At 62.7% G+C, this 13,278-nt stretch carries 13 protein-coding genes; 10 read left to right on the top strand and 3 right to left on the bottom strand.

What is annotated here, in order from left to right:
- Positions 1-86: 86 nt before the first annotated feature.
- From J7302_RS23305 to J7302_RS23295, 3 genes are all read left to right on the top strand, one after another.
- Entirely contained in the window at positions 87-1,757 is a 1,671-nt protein-coding gene (locus J7302_RS23305) for a nitrite/sulfite reductase (RefSeq protein WP_215380340.1), read from the top strand.
- Positions 1,754-2,245, top strand: coding sequence for a DUF934 domain-containing protein (locus J7302_RS23300; protein WP_215380338.1), 492 nt, complete (start codon positions 1,754-1,756; stop codon positions 2,243-2,245). The genes J7302_RS23305 and J7302_RS23300 overlap by 4 nt, the downstream gene beginning before the upstream one ends.
- Before the next feature lie 288 nt (positions 2,246-2,533).
- Positions 2,534-4,087, top strand: coding sequence for a TerC family protein (locus J7302_RS23295; protein ID WP_215380336.1), 1,554 nt, complete (start codon positions 2,534-2,536; stop codon positions 4,085-4,087).
- A 138-nt stretch (positions 4,088-4,225) separates the two neighbouring features.
- On the opposite strand, the gene mscL is transcribed toward J7302_RS23295, so the two are convergent.
- On the bottom strand, positions 4,226-4,636 hold the full coding sequence (mscL, locus tag J7302_RS23290) for a large-conductance mechanosensitive channel protein MscL (RefSeq protein WP_215380333.1): 411 nt from the start codon (positions 4,634-4,636) through the stop codon (positions 4,226-4,228).
- 179 nt (positions 4,637-4,815) lie between these two features.
- Here mscL and J7302_RS23285 point away from each other — a divergent pair, with 179 nt between their 5' ends.
- The 3 genes from J7302_RS23285 to radA all read left to right on the top strand — a co-directional run bounded on the left by J7302_RS23285 (position 4,816) and on the right by radA (position 6,866).
- Positions 4,816-5,061, top strand: a complete 246-nt coding sequence (locus J7302_RS23285) for a YdcH family protein (protein WP_215380330.1) — start codon at positions 4,816-4,818, stop codon at positions 5,059-5,061.
- A 130-nt stretch (positions 5,062-5,191) separates the two neighbouring features.
- Positions 5,192-5,464, top strand: a complete 273-nt coding sequence (locus J7302_RS23280) for a hypothetical protein (protein ID WP_215380327.1) — start codon at positions 5,192-5,194, stop codon at positions 5,462-5,464.
- A 40-nt stretch (positions 5,465-5,504) separates the two neighbouring features.
- Positions 5,505-6,866, top strand: coding sequence for a DNA repair protein RadA (gene radA / locus J7302_RS23275; protein WP_215380323.1), 1,362 nt, complete (start codon positions 5,505-5,507; stop codon positions 6,864-6,866).
- A gap of 113 nt (positions 6,867-6,979) precedes the next feature.
- Here the strand turns inward: radA and J7302_RS23270 are convergent, their stop codons facing one another.
- Positions 6,980-7,348, bottom strand: coding sequence for a PilZ domain-containing protein (locus tag J7302_RS23270; protein ID WP_215380320.1), 369 nt, complete (start codon positions 7,346-7,348; stop codon positions 6,980-6,982).
- A 159-nt stretch (positions 7,349-7,507) separates the two neighbouring features.
- Here J7302_RS23270 and J7302_RS23265 point away from each other — a divergent pair, with 159 nt between their 5' ends.
- From J7302_RS23265 to yjiA, 4 genes are all read left to right on the top strand, one after another.
- Positions 7,508-8,014, top strand: a complete 507-nt coding sequence (locus J7302_RS23265) for a DUF3015 domain-containing protein (protein WP_215380317.1) — start codon at positions 7,508-7,510, stop codon at positions 8,012-8,014.
- A 275-nt stretch (positions 8,015-8,289) separates the two neighbouring features.
- Positions 8,290-10,356: a carbon starvation CstA family protein gene (locus J7302_RS23260; protein WP_215380314.1), complete on the top strand. Its 2,067-nt coding sequence runs from the start codon at positions 8,290-8,292 to the stop codon at positions 10,354-10,356.
- A 13-nt stretch (positions 10,357-10,369) separates the two neighbouring features.
- Positions 10,370-10,573, top strand: coding sequence for a YbdD/YjiX family protein (locus tag J7302_RS23255; protein ID WP_215380311.1), 204 nt, complete (start codon positions 10,370-10,372; stop codon positions 10,571-10,573).
- A gap of 161 nt (positions 10,574-10,734) precedes the next feature.
- Complete coding sequence (gene yjiA / locus J7302_RS23250) at positions 10,735-11,709, top strand: GTPase (protein WP_215380308.1); 975 nt, start codon at positions 10,735-10,737, stop codon at positions 11,707-11,709.
- A 185-nt stretch (positions 11,710-11,894) separates the two neighbouring features.
- On the opposite strand, the gene glyA is transcribed toward yjiA, so the two are convergent.
- Positions 11,895-13,151 (bottom strand): serine hydroxymethyltransferase, encoded by a 1,257-nt coding sequence (gene glyA / locus J7302_RS23245; protein ID WP_215380306.1) that lies wholly within the window; start codon positions 13,149-13,151, stop codon positions 11,895-11,897.
- Between the last annotated feature and the right edge of the window lie 127 nt (positions 13,152-13,278).

Below are 13,278 nucleotides of genomic sequence, written 5' to 3'. Positions count from 1 at the left end.
TTTTGCGCACGATCTGCTGCTGTTTATCCACGGCCCGGCTGGCCATAGTGACGGCTCTTCATCACCCGCCTGCGGGGAGCCCCGGCATGTATCACTACGACGACTACGACCGCGCCCTGGTTTTCGAGCGCGTCGCCCAGTTCCGCGACCAGGTGGCGCGGCGCATCAGTGGCGAACTGAGCGAGGAGGAGTTCCTGCCGCTGCGCCTGCAGAACGGTCTCTACCTGCAAAAGCATGCCTACATGCTGCGGGTGGCCATTCCCTATGGAACCCTGTCGTCGACGCAGCTGCGCACGCTGGCGCGCATCGCCCGCGAGCATGACCGCGGCTATGGCCATTTCACCACCCGGCAGAACATCCAGTTCAATTGGATCGATCTTGCCGAGGTGCCGGATATCCTCGAGCAGCTGGCCGAAGTGGAAATGCACGCCATCCAGACTTCCGGCAACTGCGTTCGCAACATCACCACCGAGGCCTTCGCCGGAGTGGCTGCCGACGAGTTGCTGGACCCGCGTCCGCTGGCGGAAATCCTCCGCCAATGGTCCACCATCAACCCGGAATTCCTCTTCCTGCCGCGCAAGTTCAAGATCGCCCTGTGCGCTGCTGAGCAGGACCGTGCAGCAATACAGATGCACGATATCGGCCTTTACCTCTACCGCGACGAAGTTGGCGAGATGCGCCTGCGAGTGATGGTGGGCGGGGGCCTGGGGCGCACGCCGATCCTCGGATTGCAGATCCGTGAAGGGCTGCACTGGCGGCATCTGCTGTCCTACGTCGAAGCTATCCTGCGGGTCTACAACCGCCACGGCCGGCGCGACAACAAGTACAAGGCGCGGATCAAGATCCTGGTGAAGGCGCTCGGGATCGAAGCCTTCGCCCGCGAAGTGGAAGCCGAGTGGCAGCATCTCAAGGATGGGCCCGCCGAGCTGACCGAGGCCGAATACCAGCGCGTGGCAGCCAGCTTCGATACGCCACCCTACGCCAGGCTGCATCACACCTATCTGGAATATGGCACGCGCCTGGCCGAGGCGCCCGAATTCGCCCGCTGGGCAGCGCGCAACCTGCAGCCGCACAAGGTGCCGGGCTATGCCGCCGTGGTGCTGTCCACCAAGCCGGGGCCAGAGTCGCCGCCGGGGGACGTGACCGCCGAGCAGATGGAGGCGGTGGCCGACTGGGCGGATGCCTTCGGTTTCGGCGAAATCCGCATCGCTCACGAGCAGAACCTGGTGCTGCCGGATGTGCGCAAGGCCGATCTGCATGCGCTGTGGCAGAAGGCCCGGGCCGTTGGCCTGGCGACGTCGAACATCGGCCTGCTGACCGACATCATCGCCTGCCCGGGCGGTGACTACTGCTCGCTGGCTAATGCCAAGTCGATCCCTATTGCCCAGGCCATCCAGGCGCGCTTCGAGGATATCGAACGCCTGCACGACCTAGGCGAACTCAGCCTGAACATTTCAGGCTGCATGAATGCCTGCGGCCACCATCACATCGGCAACATTGGCATCCTGGGTGTGGATAAGGGCGGCAGCGAGTGGTACCAGATCACGCTCGGTGGCGCTCAGGGCATGGCCAGCGCGCTGGGCAAGGTGGTCGGTCCCTCGTTCAGTGCCGAAGAGGTTCCGGACGTGATCGAGCGTATCGTCGAGACCTTCGTCGACTACCGCGAGGGAGAGGAACGCTTCGTCGATACCGTCCAACGCATTGGCCTGGAGCCGTTCAAGGAGCGGGTCTACGCCAAGGCCGGGGAGGTGGCATGAACAATCTGATCAAGCTGGTGGACGGTCAGGCGCGCCTGGTGGCAGATGACTGGACGTTGTTGCGTGAGGAGCAAGGACCATGGCCTGATGGGCCGCTGATCCTGCCGATGACGCTCTGGCGCGAGCGTCTGGAGACGAACGGTACTCGCCGCGATGGCCTGCTGGTGCAGCCGGATGACGAAGTCGAAGCCTTGGGACCCTGGCTAAAGGAGTTGCCGCTGATCGCCGTCGAATTTCCCAGCTTTCGCGATGGTCGTGGCTACAGCCAGGCTTATCTGCTGCGCACGCGACTGGGCTGGCGTGGCGAGTTGCGAGCAGTAGGCGATGTGCTGCGTGACCAGCTCAGCCACATGCGCCAATGTGGTTTCGATGCCTTTGCCGTGCGCGAGGACAAGTCCGCCGAAGATGCGCTCAAGGGACTAGCCGGTGTGAGCGTGCTCTACGGCCGCTCGGTCATCGAGCCAAGACCGCTATTCCGTAGGCGTTGAGACCATTCGTACATGATTGGTAAAGATTCCCGGCTTAAGCCGGGAGTCGTTCTGACCTAGGCTTTGCAGTCCGTTTCCCAACCTGGAATCCAATGGACAGCGATTGTTGCAAGCCGCCCCCTGCCCGAATGGGCGTGGCCACCTACCTCCCCGGCACCTCGGAGTGCCGGCCTGATCTGCAGCGCCCTGCTGTATCCCCTTCAAGCACGTCGACGAAATACCCGGGCCAATGTGGCCTGCCGGTGTCGTTTGCTGTTGCTCGCCTGACGGCTGCGAGAGCCTGAACATATGGAATGGATTGCTGACCCTACGGCCTGGCTGGGCCTGCTGACTCTGATTGTCCTGGAGATCGTGCTGGGCATCGACAACCTGGTGTTCATCGCCATCCTGGCGGACAAGCTGCCGCCGTCGCAGCGCGACCGAGCGCGGCTGATCGGCCTGTCGCTGGCGCTGTTCATGCGCCTGGGCCTGCTGGCGAGCATTTCCTGGCTGGTGACGCTGACCGAACCGCTGTTCGAGGTGCTCGGCAAGAGTTTCTCGGGGCGTGACCTGATCATGCTGTTCGGTGGTGTGTTCCTGCTGTTCAAAGCCACCATGGAACTGCACGAGCGCCTGGAGGGCCGCACCCACGTCCAGGGCGGCAGCCGCACCTATGCGTTGTTCTGGCCGGTGGTGGCGCAGATCGTGGTGCTGGACGCGGTGTTCTCGCTGGATGCGGTGATCACCGCGGTCGGCATGGTTGAGCACCTGGAAGTGATGATGATCGCCGTGGTGATTTCCATCGGCCTGATGATCCTGGCCAGCAAGCCACTGACCGCCTTCGTCAATGCCCACCCGACCGTGATCATGCTCTGCCTGGGCTTTTTGATGATGATCGGCTTCAGCCTCACCGCCGAAGGCCTGGGCTTCCACATTCCCAAGGGCTACCTGTATGCGGCCATCGGCTTCTCGCTGCTGATCGAAGCGGCAAACCAGCTGGTGCGTTGGCGTCGCAAACGCCACTTGCAAGGCGACCGCGACCTGCGTGAGCGAACGGCCCATGCCGTGTTACGACTGCTCGGCGGGCGCAGCGTCGAAGCCGATGAAGTGGGCGACGACATTGCCGACCTGCTGGACGGCGGCGATGGCGCAGCGGTGCCCTTCGATCGCCGTGAACGGGTGATGATCAGCGGCGTACTGGGCTTGGCCGATCGTGCCATCCGCACGGTGATGACCAATCGTGTGGAGGTCGAGCGCATCGATCTGGACGAGTCGCGCGAGGTCATCTACGACGCTCTGTTGCGCGCGCCGCACTCGCGTCTGCTGGTGATCCGTGGCGGCGATGTCGACGAGCCGCTGGGCTATGTGCACAAGAAAGAGCTACTGCGCGAACTGCTGCAAGGCCAGGTGCCAGATATCCAGCATCTGCTGCGTGTTCCGCCGAACCTTCCAGAGAGCGCTTCGGTGCTCGGTGCGCTGGAAGAAATGCGCAAGGCCTCGACCCACGTGGCGTTTGTCGTCAATGAGTTCGGCGGCTTCGAGGGCCTGCTGACCATGACCGACATTCTCGAATCCATTGCCGGTGAGCTGCCGGATGCGAGCGAGGTGGATGGTCTGGAGATCGAGCCGTGCGAAGAGGGCTGGAAGGTCAGCGGCGCGGTGAACCTGACGCTACTGGGCGAGCGGTTGGGGTTTTCAGGGAAACCAAGCGATGACTACCAGACCATTGCCGGTCTGGCCATGAGTCTGCTGGACCGCCTGCCCGTCATCGGCGACTCGCTGGAGTTCGACGGCTGGCAGCTACAAGTGGTCGAGGTTAAGGAGCGGCGGGTGAACCGGTTGATACTTAGGCCCTTGTCCTAGGGTGACTGAGCATTATGAGACCGAATTCATTCGCGAAAGAAGAAAGGGCCGCTAAGCGGCCCTTTTGCTTTGACAGGGTAGGCGTGTTGCCTGCTTCGCGAATGAACTCGCCCACAGAGCAGAAGGTGCAGCCCGGGCCTACTTGTTCTGCTGTGACTTGAGCAGGTCGCGGATCTCGCTCAGCAGCTCCTGATCCTTGGTGGGTGCGGGCGGCGCCTCGGGCGCGGCAGCTTCCTCGCGCTTGAGCTTATTGATGGCTTTCACGCCCATGAAGATGGCGAAAGCGACAATGACGAAGTCCAGCACCGTCTGGATGAACTTGCCGTAACTCAGCACCACGGCGGGGATTTCACCTTCCGCGGCCTTGAGCGTGATTGCCAGGTCCGAGAAGTCGACCCCACCTATCAGCAGGCCGATGGGCGGCATGATCACGTCGCCAACGAAAGACGTGACGATCTTGCCGAAGGCCGCACCAATAATGATCCCGACGGCCATATCGACGACATTGCCCTTGACGGCGAAATCTTTGAATTCACTGAGTACTTTCATGCTTCACTCCTTGAGGTTTATTGATTCTGGGCTGAAGTGTAAATCAGCACCCTGATGCTGCCATCTCTGAATGCTGGAGGACGGTTACGCGCCGCAAAAGGTATTTTCGTCAGTCGGCGTTCAAGCCCTCTCTGGGTGGACTAGCCTGAGATTGATGGTGCAGAAGGAGGGCCACTGCCATGCCGCTAGAACATCACCCGTTGAACCGCGAGTTTCCAGATTTCCAGGACTCCATGCGCACGTTGCTGCAGAAGGACGCGCACTTTGCCCGGCTGGCGGGGGAGTACCAGCAGCTTGATTCACGCATCTATGAGGTCGAAGACGGCAACCAGGCTCTGGATGACACCGCGCTGAATGGCTTGAAAATGCAGCGGGTTGCGTTGAAAGACGAAATTGCCAAGATTCTGAAAGACGCCCAGAGCTGACTGCAGCCCCGGGGTGACTCGTTAACTCTGGTCTTGCGCGCAGGCGATGGTCCTGTTGCGTTGATCGATATCAATCAGCGCCGTCAGGCCTCCGGATAGGCTGAGTCATCACCTGTCCGGAGAGTCCTTCATGTCTACCAACCAAACTCAGCATGGCGCTCACCCTGCTTCCGAAGCATCTCCTGAACAAGTCCTCGCCGACGAGTACCTGGATCGCCTGCAACAGCAGTTCGAGCTTCTGCAGCAGCGCATCCGGCGAGTCGAGGCGGGGAGCGAACCTCTGGATGGCTCGAGCTTGAGGGCCCTGGAAATGCGTCGGGAAGGGTTGGAGTTGGAGCTGGAACGCTTACGCAAGCGCGCAGCAGGAAAGTGTTGCGGTTGTGGAGGCGCCTGCCGCGGCTGATCCGGCTATCATGCGGGCTTTCGTTTGACGGAGTCCGCAGATGGCCAAGGCCAAGCGCATGTACGGCTGCACCGAGTGCGGTGCGACCTTTCCCAAATGGGCCGGCCAGTGCGCCGATTGCGGTGCCTGGAATACCTTGGTGGAAACCGTGCTGGAAGGCGCCGCCAGTTCCGGCGGGCGTACCGGTTGGGCTGGGCAGCAGGCGCAACTCAAGACCCTGGCTGAGGTCAGCGTCGAAGAGATGCCGCGTTTTTCTACTGGCTCCAACGAGCTCGATCGGGTGCTCGGTGGTGGCTTGGTGGATGGTTCGGTGGTGCTGATCGGCGGTGATCCGGGGATTGGCAAGTCGACCATCCTGCTGCAGACACTCTGCAACATCGCCTCGCGCTTTCCCGCCCTTTATGTCACGGGTGAAGAGTCCCAGCAGCAGGTCGCCATGCGTGCCCGCCGTCTCGGCCTGCCGGAAGACAAGCTCAAGGTGATGACTGAGACCTCCATCGAGACCATCGTTGCCACCGCGCGCATGGAGCAGCCCAAGGTGATGGTGATCGACTCGATCCAGACCATCTTCACCGAGCAGCTGCAATCGGCCCCGGGCGGCGTAGCCCAGGTGCGCGAGAGCGCGGCCCTGCTGGTGCGCTTCGCCAAACAAAGCGGCACGGCCGTATTCCTGGTGGGGCATGTGACCAAGGAAGGCGCGCTCGCCGGGCCCCGTGTGCTGGAGCACATGGTCGATACGGTGCTGTATTTCGAAGGGGAGTCCGACGGGCGCCTGCGCTTGCTGAGGGCCGTGAAGAACCGCTTTGGTGCAGTCAATGAGTTGGGCGTGTTCGGCATGACCGACAAGGGGCTCAAGGAGGTGTCCAACCCATCGGCGATTTTCCTGACCCGCGCCCAGGAATCGGTGCCGGGCAGCGTGGTGATGGCCACCTGGGAGGGTTCCCGGCCGATGCTGGTGGAGGTCCAGGCGCTGGTGGACACCAGTCATCTGGCCAATCCACGACGGGTCACCCTGGGCCTGGACCAGAACCGCCTGGCCATGCTGCTGGCTGTGCTGCACCGTCATGGCGGCATTCCGACCTACGATCAGGATGTATTCCTCAATGTCGTGGGCGGTGTGAAGGTGCTGGAGACCGCGTCGGACCTGGCGTTGATCGCAGCCATCATGTCCAGCCTGCGCAACCGTCCACTGCCCCACGATGTGCTGGTGTTTGGCGAGGTAGGGCTTTCCGGTGAGGTGCGTCCGGTACCGAGTGGTCAGGAGCGCTTGAAGGAAGCCGCCAAGCACGGCTTCAAGCGCGCCATCGTGCCCAAGGGCAATGCGCCGAAGGAGTCGCCTCCGGGGCTTCAGGTGGTGGCGGTGACGCGCCTGGAACAGGCGCTGGATGCCCTGTTCGAGTAGCAGCAATGGCCAGCAGGCCGGGGCGGGCGGTGTTCCGTCGGGTGGCGATCCGTCCGACGGTACTCCGCTGAGCCTTGCGAAGCCCAGTCCGGCGGGATGGGCGCCAGCGTCGGTCAGTCTTCGCCCAGTGCAGCCAGTTCGCGCTCCAGCAGGGTCTCGTCACCGAGGTTGAGTTCTACCAGGCGTCGCAGATGGCTGATGGAATCAAGGTCGATGTGCCGGCAGACGAAACCCAGTTGGTTGTCCTGCTCGCGGGTGAGCGCCACTTCCATCTCCAGCTGGATATCCGCTGTCAGGCGAATGCAGGCGTTGAACGGCGTATTCGAATTGCCGTCCCAATCGCTTGGGCGCTGGACCAGCAAGCCCTTGAGCGAGATGTCCTGCAATTCCACCGTCCAGCTGCGTTGGGCCTGTTTGATTTCGGTAGCGGCATCGAAAGTGATGCGCTGAAAGCGCCGACGATCGTTGGCGGTGTCACTCATTGCATTTCTCCTTCAAGGGTCCGTGCACTATAGCGAAGGCCGAATCCTGCCGTCGCCTCCCGGTAAGCACATCCTTCGCCGCGTCGGCGTTTGACAGTTCTGCAACTGTCGCCAAAGCTGCTTAAGCGGTTTTTCTATAAATATATGCGGAGCGCAACTATGGATAAGCGACTGCTTAGCAAGGGGTTGATCGTGGGGCTGCTAGGCGCAGCGAGTTTGGCGGTACAAGCCGACCAGGCCGGGGGCGGCGGTTGCGGCTGGGGCAACATGCTGTTCGAAGGGCAGCGAGGCTTGGTACCCCATCTGCTGGCTACCACTACCAACGGTACTTCGGGTAATGCCACTTTCGGTCTGACTTCGGGGACCAACGGTTGCGACTCCAGCGTTCGCCTGGGGTATGGAGGCCGTTCGCTATTCGCCATGAATGGCATGCTCGACAACATCGCTGAGGACATGGCCAAGGGGCAAGGGGAGGCGCTGGACGCCTATGCCACTCTCCTGGGCATCGAGCAATCCGACCGCGCCCGCTTCGCCCAGGTCACTCATGAGAACTTTTCGACCATCTTCTCCGCTCCGGACGTGACTGGCGAGCAGGTTCTGGCGGCCACCCTGGACGTCATGAGCAAGGACCAGCAACTCGCGCGTTACGCCAAACTGCCGAGCTAAGCACAGACGGCCGAGCAAAGCCGGGCGCTGCCCGGCTTTTGTTTTGCTCGTCCTGCCAATGGGGGAAGCTGCAGAGCAAGGCGGTCAGGTCTGGGGCATCCAGTTTCCTGCAGTGGTCACTGCTTCAGGACGCATCGGACCCTCGGTTCGAAGGCGATCCTTAATAACGCTCCGATTCTGTCGCGGAGCGCTCTAGATCAAGGTCTCATACCGATTTCCGGTGGAGCGGCTAAGCTTCTGCGGCAGCTTGTCTGTCTATCCATTTGGAGAGCCTTATGAACAATAACAACAGCGTCCTGCGCCAGCTACCCTGGGTAGCGTTGGCAGTGGTCGGCGCATGCGCCTTGGGGGTCGTCGCGCTGCGTCGTGGCGAAGCCATCAACGCCTTGTGGATCGTGGTTGCCGCGGTTGCCCTGTATCTGGTTGCCTACCGTTACTACAGCCTGTTCATCGCCACCAAGGTGATGCAGCTCGATCCGACCCGCGCCACGCCCGCAATCATTCACAACGACGGCCTCGACTACGTGCCGACCAACAAGCACGTTCTGTTCGGCCACCACTTCGCTGCCATCGCCGGTGCCGGCCCCCTGGTGGGCCCGGTGCTCGCCGCACAGATGGGCTACCTGCCAGGTACCCTCTGGCTGATTGCCGGCGTGGTCCTGGCCGGTGCGGTGCAGGACTTCATGGTGCTGTTCATCTCCAGCCGGCGTGACGGCCGCTCCCTGGGCGAGCTGGTGCGCGAGGAGATGGGGCAGGTGGCCGGGACCATCGCGCTGTTCGGTGCCTTCCTGATCATGGTCATCATCCTCGCGGTGCTCTCACTCATCGTGGTCAAGGCCCTGGCCGAGAGCCCCTGGGGCATGTTCACAGTGATGGCGACCATCCCGATCGCGATGTTCATGGGTATCTACATGCGCTACATCCGCCCAGGCCGCATCGGTGAGATTTCGGTGGTAGGCGTCGCCCTGCTCCTGACCTCTATCTGGCTGGGCGGTCAGGTCGCCGCTGACCCGGTCTGGGGGCCGGCCTTCACCTTCACCGGTATCCAGATTACCTGGATGCTGATCGGCTACGGCTTCGTCGCCGCCGTGCTGCCAGTGTGGCTGGTGCTGGCACCGCGGGATTACCTGTCGACCTTCCTCAAGATCGGTACCATCGTCGCGCTTGCCATTGGCATTCTGATCACAATGCCGGACCTGAAGATGCCGGCGCTGACGCAGTTCGTCGATGGCACTGGGCCGGTGTGGAAGGGCGCGCTGTTCCCCTTCCTGTTCATCACCATCGCCTGCGGTGCAGTGTCCGGTTTCCATGCGTTGATTTCTTCCGGTACCACGCCCAAGCTGCTGGCCAGCGAGTCCCATGCCCGTTACATCGGTTACGGCGGCATGTTGATGGAGTCCTTCGTCGCCATCATGGCCATGGTGGCGGCCTCGGTGATCGAGCCGGGTGTGTACTTCGCCATGAACAGCCCGCCGGCCGTGGTTGGGACCGACGTCCAGGCAGTCGCCGCCACTGTCAGCAGCTGGGGCTTCGCCATCACGCCGGAGGCCCTGGAAGCGACGGCGAGGGATATCGGTGAGCACACTGTGCTGGCGCGCGCCGGTGGCGCACCGACCCTGGCGGTCGGTATCGCGCAGATCCTTCACCAGCTGCTGCCGGGCGAGAACACCATGGCCTTCTGGTACCACTTCGCGATCCTCTTCGAGGCGCTGTTCATCCTTACCGCAGTAGATGCGGGCACCCGTGCCGGTCGCTTCATGCTGCAGGACCTGCTGGGCAACTTCATCTCCCCGCTGCAGCGCACCGAATCCTGGACTGCCAACGTGATCGCGACCGCCGGTTGCGTCGCCATGTGGGGCTGGCTGCTGTACCAGGGCGTGGTCGACCCGCTGGGTGGCATCAATACCCTCTGGCCGTTGTTCGGCATCTCCAACCAGATGCTGGCGGGCATCGCCCTGATGCTGGGCTGCGTGGTGCTGATCAAGATGAAGCGCCAGCGCTATGTGTGGGTGACGCTGATCCCGGCCACCTGGCTGCTGATCTGCACCACTACGGCAGGCCTGATCAAGCTGCTCGACCCGAATCCGGCCGTCGGCTTCCTGGCCCTGGCCAAGAAGTACAGCGATGCGCTGGAGGCCGGCCAGGTCCTGGCTCCGGCCAAGGACATCGGCCAGATGCAGCACGTGATCTTCAACGCCTACACCAACGCGACCCTGACCGTGCTGTTCCTCTTCGTGGTTCTGAGCATCCTGTTCTATGCGATCAAGGTAGGACGCAGCGCCTGGATGAAGCCGGAACGCAGCGACAAGGAATCGCCGTTCCAGCCGATCCCGGACGCCTGAGGAGGGCTCACGCATGTTCAATGACCTGAGTCGCATGGGTAAGTACCTGGGCCAGGCTGCCCGCATGCTGGTGGGCATGCCCGACTACGATACCTACGTCGAGCATATGCGCGGCAAGCACCCGGACAAATCGGTGATGACCTATGAGGAGTTCTTCCGCGAGCGGCAGGAAGCCCGCTACGGTGGTGGGAAAGGGAGGCCTGTCCGCTGCTGTTGAGTTCCCGTTGCGGTAACCTGAGCGCCACGCTTCGTCGTGGCGCTTTTCATTTGTAGGATCTAGGGGGGAACCCTTGGGCCTTGCTCGCGAAAGCCCCGAGCAAAGCGATTCGCGAGCAAGCTCGCTCCTACGGTTGAACCCCGATTTCAAGGATTGCTCTAATGTCTGCCCATCTCCCCATCCCGGTGACCGTACTCAGCGGCTTTCTCGGTGCCGGCAAGACCACGCTGCTGCGGCATATCCTCAAGGCCGAACACGGCCTGAAGATCGCCGTGATCGAGAACGAATTCAGCGAGACGCCGATCGACGGCCAGCTGCTCGGCAGCGAGCCGGTGCAGGTGATGACGCTGGCCAATGGCTGCGTCTGCTGCTCCATCCATGTCGAGCTGGAAAAGGCGCTGTTCGTGCTGCTGGAGCGCCTGGACAGCGGCGAGCTGGCGTTCGACCGCCTGGTGATCGAGTGCACTGGCCTGGCCGACCCGGCGCCAGTGGCGCAGACCTTCTTCGCCGACGAGGAACTCTGCGAGCGCTATGTGCTGGACGGCATCATCACCCTCGTGGATGCGGCGAACGCCGAGCGGCACCTGCAGGAAACCATCGCCCAGGCCCAGGTGGGCTTCGCCGACCGCATCCTGGTGAGCAAGCTTGACCTGGTGGACGAGGCGACTTTCGAGGCGCTCAGCCAGCGCCTGCAACGCATCAACCGGCGGGCGCCGATTCGCGTGGTGGAGCACGGCCGCATTGACCTGGGCGAACTGCTGGACGTGCGCGGCTTCAACCTCAATGCCGATTTCGGCCCGACCCTGAGCTTGCGTCCACTGGCCCCGGCGGGCACGCCTGACCGCATCGCTACCCTGGTGCTGAAGAGCGCGCGGCCGCTGGACATCGACAAGCTCAGCGCTTTCATGGAGCAGCTGCTGGAAGAGCACGGCAACTCGCTGCTGCGCTACAAGGGTGTGCTGGCCATCGCTGGTGAGGAGCGCCGGATGGTGTTCCAGGGCGTGCTGCGGCTCCACGGCTTCGACTGGGACAGCGAGTGGCGTGACGACGAGGCGCGAGAGAGCGTGATCGTGTTCATCGGCGACCAGCTACCGGAAGAGAAGATCCGCGCAGGCTTTGCCGAAGCCCAGGCGTGACCCGGACGCAGGTTGATGCGGGCCGCGAAGGACTGAGCACAGCGAAGCCCAATTTGTGGGGCGTGTCCGCATGCCTTGTTGGGCTTCGTTTCACTCAGCACCAACCTACCAAACGAGTTCTGGCGGCGCTTCTCCGAAAACGAAAAAGCCCGGCATGTGCCGGGCTTTTTGCGTGCTGCTGTCGCTTACTTGCTGTAAACCGGCAGCTTGGCGCAGATGGCCTTGACCTGATCGCGAACGCGGTCGACGACGGACTCGTCGCCCATGTTCACCAGGATGTCGCAGATCCAACCGGCCAACTCGCGGCACTCGGCTTCCTTGAAGCCACGGGTGGTCACGGCCGGAGTGCCGATACGCAGACCGGAAGTGACGAACGGCGAGCGCGGGTCGTTCGGGACGGCGTTCTTGTTCACGGTGATGAAGGCGCGGCCAAGGGCGGCGTCGGCATCCTTACCGGTGATGTCCTGCTTGATCAGGGAGAGCAGGAACAGGTGGTTCTGGGTGCCACCGGACACCACGTCGAAACCGCGCTCGATGAACACCTGGGCCATGGCCTGGGCGTTCTTCACCACTTGCTCCTGGTAAGCCTTGAACTCAGGCTGCAGAGCTTCCTTGAAGCACACGGCCTTGGCGGCGATCACGTGCATCAGCGGGCCGCCCTGGCCGCCCGGGAAGACGGCGGAGTTCAGCTTCTTCTCGATCTCTTCGTTCGCCTTGGCCAGGATCAGGCCGCCGCGCGGGCCGCGCAGGGTCTTGTGGGTGGTGGTGGTCACCACGTCGGCATAGGGCATCGGGTTCGGGTATACGCCAGCGGCGACCAGGCCGGCCACGTGGGCCATGTCGACGAACAGGTAGGCACCGACCTTGTCGGCAATGGCGCGGAAACGCGGGAAGTCCAGGACCTGAGAGTAGGCGGAGAAGCCGGCGATGATCATCTTCGGCTTGTTCTCGACGGCCAGACGCTCGACTTCGTCGTAGTCGATCAGACCGGTTTCCGGGTTCAGACCGTACTGCACGGCCTTGTAGATCTTGCCGGAGAAGTTGACGGAAGCGCCGTGGGTCAGGTGGCCGCCATGTGCCAGGCTCATGCCCAGTACGGTGTCGCCCGGCTGAACCAGGGCCTGGAAGACAGCGCTATTGGCCTGGGAACCGGAGTGCGGCTGGACGTTGGCGTAGTCGGCGCCGAACAGCTCTTTGGCGCGGTCGATGGCCAGCTGCTCGACGATGTCGACGAATTCGCAGCCACCGTAGTAGCGCTTGTGCGGGTAGCCTTCGGCGTACTTGTTGGTCAGCACGGAGCCCTGGGCTTCCATCACCGCCGGGCTGGTGTAGTTCTCGGAGGCGATCAGCTCGATGTGCTCTTCCTGGCGCTGGGCTTCTTGCTCCATGGCGGCAAACAGGTCGGCATCGTAGCGGGCGAGGGTCAAATCACGGCTGAACATGGCGGTCCTCTTGGGGAACGGGACGGGGAAAGGCGCGCATTCTAACGCATCGGTCGCTGGCTGGCATATGAAGGTCGGTCATGTGACAGACAAGTGGGCTTCATCCAGCTCGTGGCGTGGGCCGTGC

Source organism: Metapseudomonas boanensis, assembly GCF_018704125.1.
Lineage (GTDB): Bacteria > Pseudomonadota > Gammaproteobacteria > Pseudomonadales > Pseudomonadaceae > Metapseudomonas > Metapseudomonas boanensis.
Note: the sequence above shows the minus strand (reverse complement) of the source record. Positions and strands in the feature narration are given on the sequence as shown.

Bases quoted from the DNA above. Each gene is read 5' to 3' on its own strand.
- J7302_RS23305 (WP_215380340.1), top strand. From the start codon at position 87: ATGTATCACTACGACGACTACGACCGCGCCCTGGTTTTCGAGCGCGTC.
- J7302_RS23300 (WP_215380338.1), top strand. From the start codon at position 1,754: ATGAACAATCTGATCAAGCTGGTGGACGGTCAGGCGCGCCTGGTGGCA.
- J7302_RS23295 (WP_215380336.1), top strand. From the start codon at position 2,534: ATGGAATGGATTGCTGACCCTACGGCCTGGCTGGGCCTGCTGACTCTG.
- mscL (WP_215380333.1), bottom strand. From the start codon at position 4,636: ATGAAAGTACTCAGTGAATTCAAAGATTTCGCCGTCAAGGGCAATGTC.
- J7302_RS23285 (WP_215380330.1), top strand. From the start codon at position 4,816: ATGCCGCTAGAACATCACCCGTTGAACCGCGAGTTTCCAGATTTCCAG.
- J7302_RS23280 (WP_215380327.1), top strand. From the start codon at position 5,192: ATGTCTACCAACCAAACTCAGCATGGCGCTCACCCTGCTTCCGAAGCA.
- radA (WP_215380323.1), top strand. From the start codon at position 5,505: ATGGCCAAGGCCAAGCGCATGTACGGCTGCACCGAGTGCGGTGCGACC.
- J7302_RS23270 (WP_215380320.1), bottom strand. From the start codon at position 7,348: ATGAGTGACACCGCCAACGATCGTCGGCGCTTTCAGCGCATCACTTTC.
- J7302_RS23265 (WP_215380317.1), top strand. From the start codon at position 7,508: ATGGATAAGCGACTGCTTAGCAAGGGGTTGATCGTGGGGCTGCTAGGC.
- J7302_RS23260 (WP_215380314.1), top strand. From the start codon at position 8,290: ATGAACAATAACAACAGCGTCCTGCGCCAGCTACCCTGGGTAGCGTTG.
- J7302_RS23255 (WP_215380311.1), top strand. From the start codon at position 10,370: ATGTTCAATGACCTGAGTCGCATGGGTAAGTACCTGGGCCAGGCTGCC.
- yjiA (WP_215380308.1), top strand. From the start codon at position 10,735: ATGTCTGCCCATCTCCCCATCCCGGTGACCGTACTCAGCGGCTTTCTC.
- glyA (WP_215380306.1), bottom strand. From the start codon at position 13,151: ATGTTCAGCCGTGATTTGACCCTCGCCCGCTACGATGCCGACCTGTTT.